The following is a 19,742-nucleotide window of genomic DNA, read 5'->3' as shown; positions in this document are numbered from 1 at the left end:
GTGGTTTAGCAGAAGTTTTATTTGGCTTCATGCTGCCCCAAATTCTTAAAAGGCCAATGCCGTTAATTCCAGTCCAGCAGTTACTGGGTAGTTTAGTAACTGGTTCATGTTTTGGATGGCTTGACCGGCTGCGCCCTTGAGCATGTTGTCAATGACGGCGTCGATGGTTAGGTAACCAGTAACGGGGTTAAAGGTCAGGCCAATCTTGCAGTTGTTGGTTCCGATGACCGACTTGATGTCGGGCAGGTAATCGTCGCAAATTTGGACGAATGGATCCTCGTCGTAGAGGTCATGGTAGTAGTTGAGGATGGCCATCTCGTCAATATCAGGCTTAACCTTAGCATAAATCGTGGCCATGATCCCGCGGTCGATTGGTACCAGGGTGGTCATGAATTGCAGGTGTTGCACCTTGGGGTTCCACTTGCTGAGCTCGGCCAAGATTTCTGGAATATGCTTGTGCTGGTTCGCCTTGTAAATTTGCAGGTTTTCGTTCGACCGGCTAAAGTGTGATGACGAGCTCAGTGACTTGCCGGCACCGGACAATCCTGATTTGGCATCCACAACGATTGAGTCGGGTTCAATCAAATCGCCCATGACAGCGGGGGCTAGTCCCAAGAGGGTTGCCGTTGCGTAGCAGCCAGGGTTAGCGATGTATGAGGCACCCGGATTTTCGTAGATGTCGGCCAGGCCGTAGTATGCGTTTTGCAAATCAGTTTCCTTGGCTGGGCTGAGATGATACCACTTCTCATATTCGGCTGGGTCCTTCAGGCGAAAATCGCCGGAAAGATCAATCACGGGGAAGTGGGCCTTCAAGAAAGGTTCGGCCAAGTTGATGGCCACTCCGGCCGGCGTCGCTAGGAAAATCAGGTCGTTGTTGGCCATGATTTCTTGGCTATCGTATGGATAGGCGAGCTGGGGATGAGGAAGGTTCAAACGGGGGTTGAGGTCGACAAGGGGGATGGCATCGTCTAAATCGTGTTGGTAGACGTTGATGGTTTCGACTTCGGGGTGTTCTTGTAAGAGGGCGTAAAGTTGCATGCCGGCATAACCGGTCACGCCTGTAATCGCGGCATTCATAGCAAGCTTCCTTTCTGTGTTAGTAGGTAGGGATTCAGGCCGCGTGGGTCATTTTCCCGCTTAGCCAATCAATGGCTTTAAATTTTTGGAATAAATTGGGTGCCAAGGGTGGCGGCCATCATGGCCTTGATACCATGCTTGCGGTTTTCGGCTTCATCGAACTGGCGGCCGTATTCACTTTGGAAGACCTCGTCGGTGATTTCCATTTCCTTGAGACCGTACTTGACGTAAACTTCCTTACCAACTTCGGTACGAAGGTCGTGGAAGGCAGGCAAGCAGTGTAGGACAATCAATTGACCGTCATCGAGGTGGCCGGTCATGGCCAAGGCGTTCATGTTGACCTGGTAGGGAAGGAGTAGGTCAATTCGTTCCTTCCAGTTATCCTCACCCATAGAAACCCAAACGTCGGTGGTGACAACGTTGGCATCCTGTAGACCGGTGGCCAAATCAGAAGTGATGGTGATTTCGGCGCCGGTTTCCTTGGCATAGCCCTGGGCAATTTCTAAGACTTCAGCAGCCGGTTGCAATGATTCCGGACTAACAATGGCAACGTTAACGCCGACCATCGCACAGCCAACTAGCAGCGAGTGGGCAACGTTGTTGCGACCATCACCGAGGTAAGCAACCTTTAAGCCGGCCAAGTGACCGAAGTTTTCCTTGATGGTCATCAAGTCGGGGATGGTTTGCGTTGGGTGCCAGTCATCTGTGAGGCCGTTCCAAACGGGAACGCCGGAGTACTTAGCTAAAGCTTCGACGCTTGATTGGCGGAAGCCACGGAATTCAATGGCGTCGTACATGGAACCCAAAACCTTAGCGGTATCTTCAATCGATTCCTTGTGGAATAAGTGGATTTCATCCTTGCCCAAGAAAACGGGATGGGCACCAAGTTCGTTGGCGGCCGTGGTAAAGGCTGATAGGGTTCGCGTTGAATTCTTTTCAAAAATTAAGGCGATGTTCTTGTCGGCCAACAGCTTGGTGTGAATGTTTTGCATGGCCAGTCCCTTAAGGTGCAAACCGTAGTCGACCAAGTAGTTTAGTTCGTTGACTGATAAATCAGTCTCCTTCAAAATGCTCTTACCGTAAAATTGGTTTTGAAAAAATGTTGTGGTTGTCATAATCTGTTCTCCTCTAGCCGATAAATCAAATAAAAAACGCCCTCTGACAGAAAATCATTCTGTCAGAGGGCGTTTTTGCGCGGTACCACCTCAGTTCCTAGAAGGTTTGCACACTCCTAGCTTAGCAAGTCAAAAAAGACTTTGGCGGTAACGGGCCATTGACCGATTCTTTCTACTCATTTCGAAAGATAACTCACGGGCACGATTTAGTTGGTTTGTTTGGCCGGTTCTCACGAATTAACATCCAGCTTTTCTGTGAAAACAAAGTCAACTAAAATTTCCGATCATCGTTTTTTGATTAACATTGGCTGTTTGCCAACTTGTTGACAACAGCATAATGAATATTTTCTCGCCTGTCAAGGATTAATTAGAGAAAAGTGAGAAAAGTGTGAGCCTTTTCTTGGTTAAAATTCATCTATAAAATTAGTCTGGGCGCGACTTTGGCGGATCTTTTGTTGCCGATAAAAAATATTTAAGATTCTGCTGATTTTTCAAGGGAAAATTTTGGTAAAACTGAGAAAGGACCAGAAATTTTACAATTATTGCGGTAAGATGGGGGAAAAGAGCTTGCAGAAAACGAGAAGGAGATACGTCATGACAGAACAACTTGACCAATATATGCAATTGCTGAAATTATCCTATTCGGATGCCGTGGCGGAACTTTTGCAAAAGTATGGTCCAGCCAAGGACAGTTACTTTGCTGAAGATAACTACCAGGCTTTTTTGGCTGGTGAAACGTATTCTTTGCCAAAGAATCCAGCGATTGACCGGACGGCAGAGGGCCTTTATTGCCACCATATCGATGAAAGTCGGTACCTGAATCTGGCCGATCCGGCTATGATTAAGGTTCAGCAGTACCCCTATGCTAGTCAACAAAAGACCCGATTGGTGTACTGTAACTTAATCGAGCATGCCATCTTGCATGCTTTGATTGCCATTGCAAGCAAGCAAGAGTTTGGCTATGCTGAATTAGAGAAAGAACTCAAGCCACAAATTGAAAAGTGGTATATTGAGGGTGAACAGCCAACTAGTCCGGCGGAGGCGGTGGCGTGCTACAAGGCGGCTTATCTTTCAGCAGATGAAACCTTTAAGCTGATGATTTTTATCAAAGAATTAGTGAAGGCATAGGCTGGGGGCGGCCTAGCGATTGCACGTCCCGAGCTTTGTTGACCGTGCGCTAGAAAAATACCAAAACAACAAATTATTGAGCAAGCGCTCTTCCAAATCAACTAAAAGTTGATGAAGAGGGGCGCTTTTTTACGTCTTTGTAACAAAAACAAGACGAAAAAAAGCCAAGAGAAGGTCAAAGAGAAAGGGCTTTCAATCCCCCATTTAGCAATTGTTTGGAATGAATCTTCATCCGGGTGCTGATTTTAGTCAAAGATTACATGCTGATTTCTTTTGGTCATTGTTCACGAGGATCTACTGCACTTTTTGTTCATTTGTTCAAATTATTATTTTTTGGAAGTCTCTATACTTGGGACCAAGCAATACAAATTCACGCAAGAAATGAGGTGATTCATATGCAGACTGTCATTGCTCTTAGCGTCATCATGCTCTTCCTCTTCATTGGGGAGTGGGTGTCGACGCTAAGTAAGGCCTATATTCCATCGGTCTTTGTCACAGCCGTGCTGTTTTTAATTGGTTATTGGACGATTGTTCCAAAGAACGTGACCACTACCGCGACCTTTACGCCAGCATTTACGACCATGATTCAGGCGGCCTTGCTGGTTCACATGGGAACGCTGATGGACTTTAAGACTTTGCTTCACCAGTGGCGCGCCGTCGTGATTGCCCTGTGTGGTGTCGCCGGTACGGCCCTGTTGGCCATGGGTGGTGGCTTGTTACTCTTCAACTGGCAGACGGTCATTGCCAGTGTGCCACCGTTGACCGGTGGTATCGTGGCCGCCTTCTTGATGAGTAACGGGCTAAAGGCGGCCCATATCACGGCTTTGATTTCCTTCCCAGTTTCGATGTTCGTTGTTCACAGCATCATCGGTTATCCATTAACCGCCTTTCTGTTGAAGAAAGAGGGCAAACGCCTGCTCACGAATTACCATCGTGGTGAATTCAAGGAGATCGTCGAACCTGAACAACCGGAGGAAAGTAAGCCAAAGTTTGTTGATCGACTACCCAAGATTTATCAAACATCGGCCTTTCAAATCTTTACGGTCATGGCTCTTGCCGGCCTGGCCCTTGGTTTGGGAACGTTGTTGAAAAACACCATTAACCCTTACATCATTTGCTTAGTCTTTGGGGTTATCGGTCATCAGGCTGGTTTGCTCCCTAGCCATGTTTTGGAAAAGGCCGGTGTCTTTAACTGGCTGATGTATGGTCTGCTTTCCTACATCTTCTCGTTCTTGGCAACCGTCACGCCACAGAACTTGGTCAACATTTTGATCCCAATCGTGACGATGATTCTACTAGGAATCTTGGGCATGTTCATCGTTTCCTTCCTCTTGGCTAAGCCGCTAGGTTTCTCACGGGAAATGGCCTTTGCCAGTGCCCTAACCGCACTCTTTGGTTTCCCAGCTGACTACATTGTGACGCATGAGTCAGCCAAGAACCTAGCTCAAACGCCGGAGGAAGAAAGCTATATTTTAGCGAACACGTTGCCGAAGATGTTGGTCGGTGGGTTTGCAACAGTCTCCGTTGCCTCCGTTATTATCGCTTCGATTTTCTTGAAGTTGTTGTAATTATTTAGTCGCTGTTTTAAACAAAAGAAAGGATAAATTCTTATGAGTACGGTATTTACAAATGCAAACATTTTCGATGGTATCAAAGATGAAATCGCCAAGGACGCTTGGTTCTTGGTCGATGACGACGGCAAAATCAGTGAAACGGGCACTGGCGCGGCGCCAACTGCCAGCGAAACAGTTGATTTGAATGGTCAATACGTGATGCCCGGCTTGATTAATGCCCATACCCATGTATCCTTGGACCCCAACACCCATGATGGAGATGGGTTCGCTGATATCGTGACCGTCACGGTTCGCTCGGTTGAACATTTGCGCCAGCTGTTGAAATCAGGTGTGACCTATGTCCGCGGTTGTGGTAGTAGCTACGGGGTTGATCGAACTTTGGCTAAATTGCAACGAGAAGGAAAGTTGGAAAAAGTACCACAAATCATGCCTTCCGGTGCACCAATGACCATGTCCGGTGGCCACGGGATTTTATTCCACGGCGGTAATGTCACGGATTCCCCTGACGAAATGCGCAAGCAAGTTCGAGAAAACTTTGCCGACGGCGCCCAGTGTACCAAGGTCATGGCAACCGGTGGTGTCATGTCAATCAACGATAACATGGTCCAACCACAGTTGAAGATTCCTGAAATCGCGGTCGCCGTTGAAGAAACGCACAGCAAGGGCAGTATCGTAGCCGCCCATGCGGAAGCAAATCCAGGAATCATGAATGCCTTGAAGGCCAAGGTTGATTCAATTGAGCACGGTGACTATCTGACGGATGAAGAAATTCAGATGATGGTTGACCAGGGGACTTATCTGACACCAACGTTGTTGGTTGTCCAAAGCATGGTCGACCACAGTGATGAGCTGCCCGATTGGGAAGCTCAAAAGAACGCGGAGGTCAAAGAAGCTGGCTTCCGCAATTTCCGCAAGGCTTACAAGGCGGGCGTTAAGCTTACCTTGGGAACTGATGCTGGCTGCCCCTTTACTAATTTTGATGAAACGCCAAAGGAATTTGAAATCATGGTCGACCAACTCGGCATGACGAATTTTGACGCTTTGTCGAGTTCACATAACTCAGCTACCTTGATGAAGCTCGGAGAATATGGTGAATTGGCTGCCGGTAAGTACGCTGACTTCTTGGTTCTGAAGGACAATCCATTGGCAGACGTCAAGGCTGTTCAACAAGAAGACAAGCAAGTTTACCAAGCTGGTCAGCGCCAATTTTAATTAGATAATCAACTTCGTTGGCTACTTTTCAACTGTTAGGGGCGTTGTGTTTCGTTGCGATTGATGAAAAAGAACGGAACCTAACGGACGGAAGCAGACAACGAATTGGATTGATGTAATTAAAAAAGAGTGTTGACTGATTATGAACTGAATGAAAAGAATCGAGGTGTGAAAATGAACCAAAACAGTATTATTCGCGATGCGATTTTGTCGGTGCCACCAGAGGGCATTTCAACCTTTAGTAAGCAAATTGAAGACATTCCGGGCATCATTAAGTTGACCGTCGGGGAACCGGATTTCGATACCCCCGACCATATTAAATCAGCTGGGATTTGGGCAATCCAAGAAAACGATACCCACTATACGGATCCGCTGGGAACCTTGGCAGTCCGCCAAGCGGCAGCCGACTTCGTAGCGAAAAAGTATGGGATTTTCTACGATGCGAAAACAGAAGTCGTCACAACGATTGGCGTGAGTGAGGCCATCCTGGATGTTTTCTTGGCACTGCTGGAACCGGGCGATGAGGTTTTCTTGCCCTCACCGGTTTTCCCAGTCTACCAAGGGGCGATTAGCATCGCCGGTGGAAAGGTTGACTATATTAACCTGGCCAACGACAACTTTAAGTTGACTCCTGAGCGTCTCCGTCAGGAGGCTCAGGAAAACCCAAGGGCAAAGACGATTTTGTTGACGACGCCTAGTAACCCAACCGGCGTTAGTTATGAAGACGATGAGTTGGAGGCTTTGGCTGCCGTTGCCCGTGAATTTGATTTGACGGTGATTAGCGATGAAATCTATGCGGAAATCACTTATGACAAGGTGCATAGTTCGATTGCAAAGTTTATTCCGGAACGGACGATTGTCTTTAATGGCTTGTCCAAGTCGCATGCGATGACCGGCTGGCGGTTTGGAGTCATTTTCGCCCCCGAATCCTTGATGGAAGGCATCGCCAAGGTCCACGTCTTTAATAGCTACGATGTGTCTTCGATTGTGCAAAAAGCAGCGATTGAGGCCTTCACGGTGGGAATTAATGATATCGATCCAATGAAAAAAGTTTACAAGGAACGGCGGGACTTGGTGCTGGCCGCCCTTGAAAAAGTTGGCATTGAGGCGGTCACTCCTGAGGGCGCCTTCTATATCTTTGCCAAAATTCCGGCAAACTACGAAAGTAGCCTGGAATTCTGCACGGCTTTGGCGGAGCAGGCCCGGGTTGGCGTGGTGCCGGGGGATGCTTTTGGCCCTGGTGGCGAAGGTTATTTCCGGATTAGTTATGCCACGAGTACGGCTAACTTAGAAATGGCAATGGACCGCTTGACTGATTTTTTAGTGGCAGATGACCTTGCATTAAAGTCACAAGAGGCTTAAGATATGTGAAACAAATCGAAGGGAAGAGGGTCGAGAAAAAAAGATGTTGGGATAAGTAAGTGAAGATTCTTTTGAGTGGACCCGAGAATCACTATGCTGCATAAAGTTGAAAATGCCATTTTGGCGGAAGAAAACGAGCAACTATCGGCGATTATGGATCAAAATTTGGCCATTTCGAAGTACATTCTTGCCAAACAGCCAGATGATCAGATTCTAAATCAGATCACAGCGATGCTCGGCGTCGATGCCTATATCATCGACTCCTTTGGCCGGCTGAAAGCCAAGAATAGTACGGCTGATATTGACGAAGAATTGCTTGCTTACACCAGCAAAGATCTTGATTTAATCAACATGGAAAAGCCTCAAATGCTCTTCGATCGTTACACCATCTACCCCCTTAAGACCATCGATAAGCTGACGCGCCGGTTCGTCATTTTTGCGGCGATTCCTGCTAAAAAATCAGCGGAGGACTTGCTGATTTCAAACATGGTTAACCTGCTTAGTCTCGAAAGTTTGCAGGTCCACATCAACGTCAAAAATGAACGCCAACGCAAGAGCGAGGTCTTTGAAACAATCATCGCCCAACCGATTGCCAAGGAATCGTTTGCCGGCATCCTCAAGTTAAATGGTTTAAATATTGATGACCAGTACCAGGCCTTTGCGGTTGATGAGGCACGGTCACAAAATACCGGCAACCACCAATTTGTTATGCATCGGGTCGCGGATTATATTTATTGGTATTTCAATAAAATCAAGCAGCCAGTCATTTTGATGAATTGGAATTTCAAAATTTTCGCTTTGGTGAAGGAAACATCTGATTTGCCGGATATTTTACCGGATTTGGAAAAATTCCTGCTTGCTCATTTCCCCAATGAGCGCAATCTAATCGGCTATACGATGTACCAAAAATCGTTGATCAACTTCCAACAATTGCTCGACGAAGCCGACAAGGCCCTTGATACGGCTAAAAATCGCCAGTTGCAAAGGCCGCACCAGTACAACCCCCAACAAGTCACGGACGTCTTACGACTGGTTCCCAAAAAAGAAGCGACCATCTTTATCGATGCGGTCCTCCAACCGCTCTTCGAGCTCAAGGTCGCTGACCAAGAACAGTACCTTTCCCTTTTAATGACCTTCTTTTCTTCCAACGAATCCATCGCCAAAGCGGCTGAAGCGCTCTTCATCCACCGCAACACGGCCTTTTACCGCCTGCAAAAAATTGAAAAAATTCTCGACATGGATCTCAACAATGCAGACGACAATGAAAAGATGCGTCTAGCGGTTCAGCTGTATGAAATTTGGTATTAGAATTTGAGAGTAGGGTGGCTTTTGATGGACGCCTAATCAACCAATTTCAATCATCAATCAGCTCAAACTAGATAAAACAAAACCCCCTTCAAACTCGGTAGCAGTATGGGCTGCGAGATGAGTGTGAGGGGGGCTTTTGGATGTGTTGAGAAATTAATTGGGTGGATGTGGTACAATCAAAAACACTAAGGGGAACGGATGTTCTTGCAGTGCGGAAAATGTTTTATTAATACCGTTATTTAATTTTTAGCAGATAGCATTTGACGGAACATTTCGTTTTCTACCTTTGAATAATTATTTGACCAGATAGCGGTATTCTTACCAGCATCCTGAGGATTATTTCTCGAACTGTCTAGAGTATTTTTGACAAGATCTGCTCCAATTTTATCCCAGAGATCTTTTGGATTGAGCTTCCACTGTAGTGTTTTCGGATCAACTAAAACTCGAAAAGATCCAAAAATTGGAAGTAAATAACCAGTAGCCACTTGATGTTCTGTTTTATTTTCTAAAAATAAAGTATTAAACTTTTTTTGATTATTTTTTGCTACTGTAATTCCTCTTACACCACCGAATTTTCCATTTGGCGTATATTCTAAATACTTATCTTTAATGGTAAGTTCAATATAATCGTATAAACTAACAAGGTCAGGTAATAGTTTTGCAAGTTTTTTGTACTTTTCCGTACCATCGTCTAAATCACGTTTAACACTTTTAAAAACGGTAGCTTTACCTGAATAGGCTTGCGTTGGAGTATCATTAGAAGATGTGAAATCATAGACGTCGTAAGCAAATAATAATTTTAGTAATTCAATAATTGGTAAACGCTCTTTTGAATTATCTTTAATGGCAATGTCATTTGCATAAGGTTCATCTATTGTTGCTTCTTTAATAAAGTCAAACTTATCATCTAATTCATAAAGAGCGATATCAGAAACTGAAGCCGAAGTATTACGAGCATCAGCGATTCGTGAAACCGTTAAATCATTGCCGACTATAATTTCCAAGCGAACATATTTCTCAAGATCGTTTTCCATTTCACTGCGATTCTCTGTAATAGCTGTATAAGTGTGTCCACCATCCAAAATACCAGCTTGTGTTGAATCTGCACCAAAATCTAGTGTAATTGAATCACTTTTTGTATTGAATGTAAGAGATTTAGCTACAATAACAATACCACGATTGTTAATATCGAAATCAGTGTCAGGGGATTTAACTGCTTCAATTAATGATTTTGCGACAGCAGTCGTCATTTTTGGTTTACGTGGATTAATATCGAGTGAAAAAGTATTTGGTAGATCGCGAAAATTAACATACGCAATGTATGTTGTTACATCCGGTTGAGAGGGCGAGCTAATTGTCCGCAGTGTTGAAACTTTAAAATTAACTTTTTGGTCCATATCTACTGTCTCCATGATTTATTATTAATAATTGTTTCTATACAAGATGTAAATAAATAATATAATATAATTAAAATAAGAAAAGGAACCTAGGTTCGTATTTTATGACAATTCGGCACAAAAATAGTGAAAATAAGGAGTTGGGTTTTTTTTTTGAAACAGCTGAGAAAAGAACTGAAAGATATTCCTAAGAGTAGAATTGGTTTTATTGAAGATAGAAGTATAAAACTGTTTAATAATGAGGAATGGATTAGTGAAAAAACTTTGTGTAATTATGAGTTAGGAAAAAATATTCCTTCGATAGAGAACTTGGTAATGTTAGCAGCGGCATTAGAGGTTGATAAAAAATATTTATTTGAAGAAGTAACAAAAAGGATCGATAGTGTGAGTAATTAGTGGTTTAAGTGTTTTGTGATGAATATGTGTATAATAAATTAAGAAAAAAGCAAGATATACAATTATTTTTATATATTAATGAAATTGAGATACTAACCAAATTATTATGTTGTGTTCAAACCAGTATTTGTTGATTACAGGGTAAAAATTTTTTGTTAAAAATCAATAACTTAATGAATAATAGCGGATAAATTTTCTTTTGAAAATTTTAATAATGCTGCAAGGAATAAAATGGAACAAAAAAAGATAAAGAAAAAAAGTGACGAAATAATGAAATTTGACATTTGGAACAGAAGATATTTGGGTTCTAAAAAAAGGATGCTTGATTTTATTGGCAAAGTTGTTACTGAAAACACAAACAATGTAAACACAGTTGCTGATATCTTTGGTGGTACCGGATCTGTTGCTAATTATTTTTTAGGTAAAGGAAAGAATATTATTGTCAATGATATTTTAGATAGTAATTATATGGCTTATCGAACTTTCTTTGGATCAGAAAAAATAGATTGGATTTTATTAAATCAGCTTTTTAATAGTATGAACGAGCTGCCAGGTAACGATAATTATGTTAGCAGGAACTACGGAAATAAATTTTTTTCTATGAGTAATGCTCGTAAAATTGGTCAGGCACGAGAGTTTATTGAAGAACAAGACGTTAATGAACGAGAACGAGCGATCTTGCTGACTTCACTCCTGTATGCCATGGATAAAGTGGCAAATACTGTGGGGCATTATGATGCATATCGAAAAGTAATGGATTCAACAGACTCCATTGTGTTTAAGTTACCTAATATTGCCCAAAAGAATGCTAAAACTTTTATTTATCATAGTGATGCAAATGAATTAGTACGGCATATTAAAGCGGACTTAGTGTATATTGATACTCCCTATAATAGTCGACAATATGGTGATGTATATCATGTCCTCGAAAATGTAATTGATTGGAATAAACCTCAATTATACGGAGTTGCTATGAAACCTAAAGATAGATCTGGTAAGAAAAGTTTATATAGTACAGCCAAGGCCCCGCAGACATTTAAAGATTTAATTATGAACATTCAGGCTCGTTATATTTTGGTTTCATATAATAATATGGCACATAAGGGGTCGGGTAGGTCGAATGCAAAAATTAGTAACGAAGAGATAACTGACATTTTAAGCATGCGTGGCCGTGTCGTAAGGCATGAATTACCTTTTCAGGTTTATACAACAGGAAAGACGAATGTTCAAGAACATATGGAATATCTTTATCTGGTTAGAGTAGAAAGGTAAACTATATATGATTAAGTCTTTTATCAACTATCCTGGTGGTAAATATAAATTATTACCACAACTAAAACAGTATTTTCCAAAAGAGTATGTTCATTTTATAGACTTATTTGCTGGATCTGCGGTTGTTGCAACTAATATTCCTGCAAGTAGCGTTAGTATATCAGCTTATGATAATAATCAATATTTAATTGGATTGTTACAGTATGTTTGTGATACGGATGTTGAAGAAATATTAGCAAATACATTAAAAAATATACAACATTTCAATTTAACTGATACATTCAACAATGGGTATATGTATTACAATGTTAGTTCAAATGAAGGTCTTGGTTCCATAAATAAGGCTAATTATAATTTATTAAGAAAAACGTTTAACGATCAAGTAAACAATGGTTACGTTGATTATAGTTTGTTGTATGTTTTGATTATATTTGGCTTCAATAATCAAATGAGATTTAATAAAGAGGGAAATTTTAATAACCCAGTTGGTAAGCGCGATTTTAACAGACAGATGCGTGAAAAGCTTTTTAAGTTTAAAAATAGAATAAATAGTTTAAAAATAACTTTTGTAATGTCAGATTTTCGTGATGTTTCAACTTTAATTCCAGATACTTTTTTCTACGTGGATCCACCATATTTGAGTACTACTGCTGTTTATAACGAGAACGGTGGATGGACTGTCGCCGATGAGAAAGATTTATTGAGCTATTTGGATAAAATTCATCAAAGTGGTAATAAATTCGCTCTGTCAAATGTATTAACGAGTAAAGGAAAATCAAACAATATTTTGCGAGATTGGTTACTACAAAATGGGGACAGATACAGAGTAATTCATTTGAATAAATCATATGCGAATTCAAATTATCAAACTAGTGAAAAACACGGGTATAGCGATGAAGTCCTTGTTATCAATTACTGAGCTTAAATGGTAAAATGTCTATGTTTAAATAAACATAGGCTTTTTTATTGGGAGAATGTATAAAATGAAATTATCAAATGAAACATCAGCGTTTAGAATTGGAGATACATCATTTAGGCGTGCTGACTATGACACATCTATTCCTGAAATTTTAAAATCTTTAGATGAAAATAAAAAGCAACAAAATAGTTGGAGCAATTACAAAGGTGAAAGTAAGCAGATCGTTCAACAACGATGGTATGATGATCTCGTTGAGAGTACAAGCTTATTTGAGCGACAAAAGAGTGACAAAAATGAAAGAACAAATGATGGATTACGTGCCCGTACTTTAGTTCAGGCAATTTCTAAATTAGGTTTTACCAATGGAAATGATTTAACGCCAATAGGTCAAGCACTAGTTTCTGAGTCAACTAAACCATTGGACGCTTTGGAACGAATAATTAACTTAGATTCCTTAAGTAGCACGTTTCTACGACAGTTATTGAAGGTCAGGATATATAGTGGTCATGATAGTTTAAGTGAGCAAAAATACTTTTCACCTTTTTTGTATACTTTAGAATTTTTATTGCATTTTGACAGGGTACCCTCACGCGATATGAATTATATTTTAGAGGGTATACGTCCATCAATGACTAAGGAAGAGTTAGTTGCCTTGAGGGATGATTATTCTAAAGTATATTCAGGTGAGGAGGAATTTTTTACATATTATTACAATCATTTTACAAAACATATTTCTACAAATGAAGATGATGAAAATATAGCTGAGAGATTATTAATCGAGATCGAAACGTTTATTAATGAAGGGATGACGTTGGAAGTTTTCACTGATAAATATCTCGATAATCCGTACTATATTGAAAAATTTGGGTCTATATTTAAAAATAGTAAAGGATCAACATATGTAAAACGTTATGCTGGTTTTCTTTTTTTGCTAATTACAGCACGAGTTAAAAAAAATGACGAATCAATTATTGCATTGATTAAAGAGTATCAATCGTCGGATGTTAAGACCTCAATTAATAGTGCCTTTGGAAGGGAAGCAATAGTTGCCAGAGGAAACACTTTTGAAAAATTTAATCAAAATCAAAATCAAAATTATAGAAAGCAATTGTTAGCCGGAAAACCAGGATCAAAATTATGGTTAGGAACATACAAAGAAATTTATTCACAATTTATATTAGAAAAATTTATTAATAATGTTTCAGAATATGCTGATTTAATCACTCGTTATTTAAACGTTTCTCGAATAATTAGTAGTGAAAATAAATTATATAAACTTCGTTTGAAACCACTATTCTCGGAGTTATTTAAATATACAGAAAATATTTGGCTTGGTAGTGATAATAGAAAAAAGTATGAAGAAGATAGAGATGGAATATTTAAGACTGAACAAACGTTATCAGAAATTTTAGGTATAGGTAACATTAAATTAACACAAATCATAAAAAATGAAATACGTAAAGCGAATATTGAATCCTCTAGCTCTATTAAAAATGAGGCAGATTTAGTTAAGTATTATCGCCATAATGAATCACAAGAATTTTATGAAATGGTTGAACAAAAGTTCCCACGAAATAAAACAATTCAAATACTTCGAGATATTGTCGCTTATGACGGTCGAAAAGGATCTGCCGCGGATAATCGTGTTATGGATCAGGTTACGCATAATGTAAATACGCCTAGCATCTTTGAATATATGTTAGGAATCGCTTGGTGGTACCTTACAGATAAAAATGTCAATATTTATTTTGCTTATAATTTGCGTTTAGATAGTAACTTTATGCCTACAGGTGCAGCATCTGGTGGCCAAGGTGATATTGAAATTGACTATAATGATTTTGGTCTGTTGTTGGAGGCTACTGTTCAGAATAAAAATTCGCAAAAAGCTGGTGAGATGGAACCTGTTATTCGACATACAGTGAATTTAAATACGCGAACTTCAATAAAGAAAAAACCTTGGTATGGCTTGTTTGTTGCTACAGAATTGGACAATAACGTAGTTAACATTTTCAGATCAGTTCAATGGATTACGCTAGAAGATTCATCTAATAAGGAATTAGTTACGGAGGGTGTTGGTATTTTTGCTCTTACTACTTTCGAACTAATAAAATTGTTAGAAAAAGGGACACGTATGGATTCGAAAATAATAGAAGTATTTAAAAGTACATTATCATCAGAGCCACAGAAGATTAGTTTGGGTTGGAGAGAGCTTTGTGTTTCTCAATTATTAACAGATTAAGTGCATGACTGTGAAAATTATAGTAATTACGTTAGTTTAAGTATTTATATAAAAAAAAGATGTTGGTTATGTTCATTAAAAGGTGTGAGTTGATAGTATAGAGGCGGATTAATTAATTTTTTAGATAAATAATTCATAACGGAGATTTTTTATAATGTGATTATGTGATCATGTTACTCAAAATGATATGGGGGGAACGATATATATGGGAACATCTATAGATCAAGAAAATGCCAAAGCGTTGCTTAAGACAGAACTGCGAAAATACAGAGACCAGTTGGGGGATGAAACACTAAATGATGATAAAATCTTTGAGTATTTTGTTACTGATAACTATCTCAAAGAACGGAACCTTGGTATATCTGATATAAGCCGAGGGTTGGTTGGTGGTTCAAATGATTGGGGCGTAGATGGAATGTTCTTGTTTTTGAATGATCAGCAAATTTTTGTCCCTGATGATCTAGAAATGAGTGATGAGGAATATTTTGAAGAGTTAGGATACGATTTTAATAATCGTAGTGTATTTAATTTTGAAATTTATATTTTTCAATTCAAAAATAAGGAAAAATTTGAAGAAAATGTAATTAATAAATTGAACATTTTCGCAGATAAACTATTAAATTTGAATGAAGATTATTTGGCTATGAAAAAGCAAAATGCGATGAATCCGAATTTGTTGAAAAATATGGCGATATTCCAATATTTAGTTCTAAATTTGAATAATACGAAAAATAAAATTTCTTTAAATGTTATACACGCGTCACAAGGTGATACAGAAAAAATTCAAAATACTTATATCGAAAAGAAAAATTTGCTGGAAGGAAAATTTGAAAAATCAAATCTAATTGACGAGGTTAAATTTGGACAGATAGGAGCTGGCGAATTAGTTATCTTAAATCGTAAGGAAGTTCCTGTAAATGCAAAATTAATTTCTAGCTCAACACCACTAAGTACGGAATTTGGAGTTGAAGGAGAAAATATAGGGTATATTGCAACAGTTAAAATTAAAGATTATTTTAATTTTATTAGTTTTGAGACCGACAATGGGGATCGTAAACTGAATGAAAAAATATTTGATGCTAATATACGTGACTACATGAACAGATCTACTATTAATCAACAGATAGAAAATACTGTGAGTGCAGGGGCTAGAGAATCACAGGAAGATATGAAGGCTGATTTTTGGTGGTTGAACAATGGAATTACGATTTTAGCCGATGAAGGGACAGTTCGTGGAATGTCTTTTAATTTAGAAAATATTCAAATAGTAAATGGTTTGCAAACTTCGTATTCAATATTTAGAGCCTTAAAAAATATAAATAATGAAGATTTACAACAGGATAGTCATAGTGTGTTTGTGAAAATAATTATTACGACTGATAACGAAGTGCGGGATGAAATTATAAAGTCGACAAATTCTCAAAATGCACTTGCTCCATCTAGTCTTCATGCGACAGACCCTATTCAACGAAATATTGAAATATACCTAAAGGAAAATGGCTATTATTATGATCGTAGGAAAAATTACTATCGAAATCAGGGAATTGATGCAACTAAAATTTTTGATACAAATTATTTAGTACAGGCTTTAGTTTCTATTTTAAGGCAAAAGCCATCCAAGGCGCGCAGTAATCCAACAATATTGATAAAGAAAGATGAAGATTATAATGACTTATTTGGTGGAACAATTAAATTAGAAGCCTATTTAGCTGTTGTTAAAATTAGAAAAACGGTCGATATGTTGATGAAAAAAATTGAGTTTGGAACTTCGTCGAAGTATTTTGATGATGTTAAAAAATATTATTCTCTTCATGTAGCGTGGATTGTTGCATCGATTATTACTCAAAAATCTTCTCCTAGTTCTCAGGATTTGACAATTGCAATGACAGAAGAAAGAGGTTTGCACATTACTGAAGAGACAATAAAAGAGGCGGTAAGTATTGCAGAAAAAGCAATTAACGAATTTGATTCGGAACATAAGACACGATCACCTGCTGATTTATCTAAATTGGATGGAATTAATTTAGCAATACGCAAGCAAATTAATATTTATTTGCAAAGAGTATCGAAATGATATGATGATTTTCGATAAGTGACAACTAAAAAGACCTATTGATTTGAAAAATATTGACAACCCAAATTAACGAAAAGGGCAATCCGCTAACGGCTTGTCCTTTTTTGCTGATTTTTTAGAAAAATTTTGCTGGTAGAGCATGTCATGTATGCCAAATGATAGGACTTTTAGAACCAATTGGTTCTATTGATTTTGATTATGACAATTAACTGACTACATATTCAAAAAATGAAAATTATTGGTAGCGAATTTTTGGCTTTTACCTTATAAATGAAGTATCGAAACGAAAGGAGGTAGAACATGAGTAGCTTGATTCGATTGGTGGTCATTTGCATCAAGTATGTTTTCAAGCACTTAACCGATTCTTTTTTTGGGCGGCACACGGATAACTTTCGAGTGCAGCTCCATGTCACTAACTTAGTACAAAAGGAGGTTAACTGCTATGAACAATGGCAATGCGGCAACATCACATTCCATCAAAATGCAACAGCGCCAAAACACAGGCGCCCGAATGGTTCAAATAGGCGTAATAAATCAGTTTAATTATTATTGTGTTAATGAAACTCAACAGACCCGTTTAAATCAGGTTTACTATGTCAAAATAATCGCATCCCCGAGAACGAACCATCGGCATTTGCGGTGTTGCCGACAGTGCCTTAAACGAAAACAGTTCCTCAGCCCATTCATCATTTTCGGAAAAGGTATCATGTATGTCACGGTTTACTGCTATCTGAACTTTTCTCTTTTCAGACTCCACTAAGCCCGTTGGTCATCATACCAAGTCTTATGCTAAAATAGTCAGAGCGGTTTTAACTTCAGTAACGCGATAAGGAGAAAAAATGTTTAAAGCGTACAAAAAGTTCTGGCAGCATTACGTTAACTTTAACGGTCGAACAACGCGAGCTGACTATTGGTGGTTTACTTTGGCCAATACCATTATTTGGTTACTTTGGATAGCGGTCTTTGCTGGTGTTGCTGTTGGGCCAATTATGAAGTATGTCGACCATGGGCGTTTCACGCAAGCCGATACGCCAATGTTAGGCCTATTAATCGTTTTGCTTTTACTGGCTCTCTTTTATGCATTGGCAACCTTCATTCCCAGATTATCACTGCAATACCGACGAATCGTGGATACAGGTCTTAGCCCATGGTGGTTCCTCTTAGTTGTGATTGGCAAGTTCTTGTCAGTTAGTGCTGCGGCACAAAACAACGCAATCACAGCTGCTGTTTTTTTCCTAAACTTAGCTGTTTTTGTCATCAGCGTGTCTAAGACAGATGCCTTCAAGAAAGAAAAATAAGTTCAGCGTACAAAAGTTAGTTGCAGGAAAGGATCCACGAAAGTGGGTCCTTTTTTGGTTTGTGCTAAACATTCGTCAACGCTGGTGCTACAATGAGCAATAGAGAGTTCGAAAGGTCGGATAGCAAATGATTATGGTACAAGCATATAAAAATTATTGGCGAAAGTATTTGGACTTTTCTGGTCGAGCTTGTCTAGCTGATTTTTGGTTAGTGGTCTTTGACAACATCCTCTTGACGGTTGTGGTCCTTTTGCTAACAGGCGGATCCATTTGGGGATTGACGCAACAACTGCTAGACAATGATGTTTCCGGCATTGGTTTAGGTGTTGTTGGGATAGCAGCGTTGGCTTTGATTATTTCGCTATTTTACGGTTTAGCAACCATTATTCCCAACCTGTCATTGCAGTACCGCCGTATCTTGGATACTGGACTGAGCGCCCGTTGGTTTGCCCTCCCTGTTGTGGCTTGGGTATTAGTCATTTTTTATGCCATTTTTCAAAATGGCCTCTTGCTTTTAGCTTTGGCTGTTGTGGAACTAGTCCTTCTGGTCATTAACTTAGCCGGAACTAATCGCTTTTCACATAAACGTTAATTTTTTTTGAAGCCTGGCCGTTGGTCGGGCTTTTTTATACGACAATAATTTTTTTGAGGCAAGTTGACTTATGATACTAAAGCGTTAAAAATCAGTCATTTTTTAGTAGTTCTGATTTAAGAAGCGTGGTAAGATAAGAACGATTGAGAGAAAAGTAAAATGGGAGATATAAATGTTATCTGCTTACAAGGATTATTGGAAGAAGTATTTCCGTTTTTCTGGTCGGTCAACCCGGTCTGATTTTTGGTGGGTTATCTTGGCTAACATTTTAATTGGTATTTTGGTAACAATGATTAGTAACGGTTCAGTCTTTGCTGCACTGGGATCTGCCTTTAATAATGGCAATCAGGAGCAAGCAGCGACTGGCTTGGCTGGTTTTACGGTCGTTTTTATTGTTTTGTATCAATTGCTAACAATTATTCCCAATTTGTCTTTGCAAAGTCGACGGATTATTGACACTGGCTTGAGTGGCTGGTGGTTTATTCTGGTCGTTTTAGCTTATCTCTTGCCATGGGCTTCGCTAGTAGCTTTACTAAGCGATGCCTATCACGCTGCTAATGGCAGCGGTACATCAAATTCTCTTTGGCTCATGATCCTTTGGGTCATTGTTGAAATTGTTCTATTGGTGATTAACTTAACACCAACCGATGCTTTCGGTCGGCACCGTTCTTGATTTGTGTGCAAAGCAGCCCGGCCGGGCTGCTTTTTAGTGTTAAAGAGGCCAAAATGCTTTTTTAGAATGCTTCTTGATGTTATAATGTCGGAGGCTGATTTATCCG

General features: G+C 39.6%; 16 protein-coding genes. 13 read left to right on the top strand and 3 right to left on the bottom strand.

Annotated features, from left to right (window positions below; all coding sequences use genetic code 11):
* Window positions 1-45: 45 nt before the first annotated feature.
* Together argC and argF are read right to left on the bottom strand one after the other, a co-directional pair.
* A complete protein-coding gene (gene argC / locus AABI20_RS03955; protein WP_288846907.1) occupies window positions 46-1,077 on the bottom strand; it encodes an N-acetyl-gamma-glutamyl-phosphate reductase in 1,032 nt (343 codons plus the stop codon).
* 77 nt (window positions 1,078-1,154) lie between these two features.
* Window positions 1,155-2,192: an ornithine carbamoyltransferase gene (gene argF, locus AABI20_RS03950; protein WP_338346836.1), complete on the bottom strand. Its 1,038-nt coding sequence runs from the start codon at window positions 2,190-2,192 to the stop codon at window positions 1,155-1,157.
* A 594-nt stretch (window positions 2,193-2,786) separates the two neighbouring features.
* On the opposite strand from argF, the gene AABI20_RS03945 reads away from it, so the two are divergent.
* The 5 genes from AABI20_RS03945 (at window position 2,787) to AABI20_RS03925 (ending at window position 8,776) form a co-directional block, all read left to right on the top strand.
* The gene (locus AABI20_RS03945; RefSeq protein WP_047975632.1) at window positions 2,787-3,320 is read left to right on the top strand and encodes an SAV1803-related protein; all 534 of its coding nucleotides are present in this window, start codon (window positions 2,787-2,789) and stop codon (window positions 3,318-3,320) included.
* A 395-nt stretch (window positions 3,321-3,715) separates the two neighbouring features.
* Entirely contained in the window at window positions 3,716-4,888 is a 1,173-nt protein-coding gene (locus AABI20_RS03940; protein ID WP_338346835.1) for a hypothetical protein, read from the top strand.
* 42 nt (window positions 4,889-4,930) lie between these two features.
* The gene (locus tag AABI20_RS03935; protein WP_047975631.1) at window positions 4,931-6,106 is read left to right on the top strand and encodes a metal-dependent hydrolase family protein; all 1,176 of its coding nucleotides are present in this window, start codon (window positions 4,931-4,933) and stop codon (window positions 6,104-6,106) included.
* Window positions 6,107-6,280: 174 nt separating this feature from the next.
* Window positions 6,281-7,468, top strand: a complete 1,188-nt coding sequence (locus tag AABI20_RS03930; protein WP_338346834.1) for an aminotransferase class I/II-fold pyridoxal phosphate-dependent enzyme — start codon at window positions 6,281-6,283, stop codon at window positions 7,466-7,468.
* Window positions 7,469-7,561: 93 nt separating this feature from the next.
* Window positions 7,562-8,776 (top strand): PucR family transcriptional regulator, encoded by a 1,215-nt coding sequence (locus AABI20_RS03925; protein ID WP_338346832.1) that lies wholly within the window; start codon window positions 7,562-7,564, stop codon window positions 8,774-8,776.
* Between the two features lie 239 nt (window positions 8,777-9,015).
* Here AABI20_RS03925 and AABI20_RS03920 read toward each other — a convergent pair whose 3' ends face one another.
* Window positions 9,016-10,173: an AIPR family protein gene (locus tag AABI20_RS03920; protein WP_338346831.1), complete on the bottom strand. Its 1,158-nt coding sequence runs from the start codon at window positions 10,171-10,173 to the stop codon at window positions 9,016-9,018.
* A gap of 153 nt (window positions 10,174-10,326) precedes the next feature.
* On the opposite strand from AABI20_RS03920, the gene AABI20_RS03915 reads away from it, so the two are divergent.
* The 8 genes from AABI20_RS03915 (at window position 10,327) to AABI20_RS03880 (ending at window position 19,636) form a co-directional block, all read left to right on the top strand.
* Window positions 10,327-10,569: a helix-turn-helix domain-containing protein gene (locus tag AABI20_RS03915; RefSeq protein ID WP_338346830.1), complete on the top strand. Its 243-nt coding sequence runs from the start codon at window positions 10,327-10,329 to the stop codon at window positions 10,567-10,569.
* Window positions 10,570-10,800: 231 nt separating this feature from the next.
* Window positions 10,801-11,841 carry a DNA adenine methylase gene (locus AABI20_RS03910; protein ID WP_338346829.1) on the top strand — a complete coding sequence of 347 codons (1,041 nt, stop codon included), beginning with the start codon at window positions 10,801-10,803 and terminating at the stop codon, window positions 11,839-11,841.
* A gap of 7 nt (window positions 11,842-11,848) precedes the next feature.
* Window positions 11,849-12,760, top strand: coding sequence for a Dam family site-specific DNA-(adenine-N6)-methyltransferase (locus AABI20_RS03905; protein ID WP_338346828.1), 912 nt, complete (start codon window positions 11,849-11,851; stop codon window positions 12,758-12,760).
* Between the two features lie 64 nt (window positions 12,761-12,824).
* Window positions 12,825-14,999 (top strand): AlwI family type II restriction endonuclease, encoded by a 2,175-nt coding sequence (locus AABI20_RS03900; protein ID WP_338346826.1) that lies wholly within the window; start codon window positions 12,825-12,827, stop codon window positions 14,997-14,999.
* Between the two features lie 205 nt (window positions 15,000-15,204).
* Window positions 15,205-17,073, top strand: coding sequence for an AIPR family protein (locus AABI20_RS03895; RefSeq protein WP_338346825.1), 1,869 nt, complete (start codon window positions 15,205-15,207; stop codon window positions 17,071-17,073).
* Between the two features lie 839 nt (window positions 17,074-17,912).
* The gene (locus AABI20_RS03890) at window positions 17,913-18,371 is read left to right on the top strand and encodes a DUF805 domain-containing protein (protein ID WP_338346823.1); all 459 of its coding nucleotides are present in this window, start codon (window positions 17,913-17,915) and stop codon (window positions 18,369-18,371) included.
* A 133-nt stretch (window positions 18,372-18,504) separates the two neighbouring features.
* Window positions 18,505-18,963, top strand: a complete 459-nt coding sequence (locus AABI20_RS03885) for a DUF805 domain-containing protein (protein WP_161795115.1) — start codon at window positions 18,505-18,507, stop codon at window positions 18,961-18,963.
* Window positions 18,964-19,135: 172 nt separating this feature from the next.
* A complete protein-coding gene (locus tag AABI20_RS03880) occupies window positions 19,136-19,636 on the top strand; it encodes a DUF805 domain-containing protein (RefSeq protein ID WP_338346821.1) in 501 nt (166 codons plus the stop codon).
* Window positions 19,637-19,742: the final 106 nt, after the last annotated feature.

This window comes from Fructobacillus cardui, from assembly GCF_963580785.1.
Taxonomy (GTDB): domain Bacteria; phylum Bacillota; class Bacilli; order Lactobacillales; family Lactobacillaceae; genus Fructobacillus; species Fructobacillus cardui.
This window is presented reverse-complemented; position numbering and strand designations above follow the sequence as displayed.

Bases quoted from the DNA above. Each gene is read 5' to 3' on its own strand.
- argC (WP_288846907.1), bottom strand. From the start codon at position 1,077: ATGAATGCCGCGATTACAGGCGTGACCGGTTATGCCGGCATGCAACTT.
- argF (WP_338346836.1), bottom strand. From the start codon at position 2,192: ATGACAACCACAACATTTTTTCAAAACCAATTTTACGGTAAGAGCATT.
- AABI20_RS03945 (WP_047975632.1), top strand. From the start codon at position 2,787: ATGACAGAACAACTTGACCAATATATGCAATTGCTGAAATTATCCTAT.
- AABI20_RS03940 (WP_338346835.1), top strand. From the start codon at position 3,716: ATGCAGACTGTCATTGCTCTTAGCGTCATCATGCTCTTCCTCTTCATT.
- AABI20_RS03935 (WP_047975631.1), top strand. From the start codon at position 4,931: ATGAGTACGGTATTTACAAATGCAAACATTTTCGATGGTATCAAAGAT.
- AABI20_RS03930 (WP_338346834.1), top strand. From the start codon at position 6,281: ATGAACCAAAACAGTATTATTCGCGATGCGATTTTGTCGGTGCCACCA.
- AABI20_RS03925 (WP_338346832.1), top strand. From the start codon at position 7,562: ATGCTGCATAAAGTTGAAAATGCCATTTTGGCGGAAGAAAACGAGCAA.
- AABI20_RS03920 (WP_338346831.1), bottom strand. From the start codon at position 10,173: ATGGACCAAAAAGTTAATTTTAAAGTTTCAACACTGCGGACAATTAGC.
- AABI20_RS03910 (WP_338346829.1), top strand. From the start codon at position 10,801: ATGGAACAAAAAAAGATAAAGAAAAAAAGTGACGAAATAATGAAATTT.
- AABI20_RS03905 (WP_338346828.1), top strand. From the start codon at position 11,849: ATGATTAAGTCTTTTATCAACTATCCTGGTGGTAAATATAAATTATTA.
- AABI20_RS03900 (WP_338346826.1), top strand. From the start codon at position 12,825: ATGAAATTATCAAATGAAACATCAGCGTTTAGAATTGGAGATACATCA.
- AABI20_RS03895 (WP_338346825.1), top strand. From the start codon at position 15,205: ATGGGAACATCTATAGATCAAGAAAATGCCAAAGCGTTGCTTAAGACA.
- AABI20_RS03890 (WP_338346823.1), top strand. From the start codon at position 17,913: ATGTTTAAAGCGTACAAAAAGTTCTGGCAGCATTACGTTAACTTTAAC.
- AABI20_RS03885 (WP_161795115.1), top strand. From the start codon at position 18,505: ATGGTACAAGCATATAAAAATTATTGGCGAAAGTATTTGGACTTTTCT.
- AABI20_RS03880 (WP_338346821.1), top strand. From the start codon at position 19,136: ATGTTATCTGCTTACAAGGATTATTGGAAGAAGTATTTCCGTTTTTCT.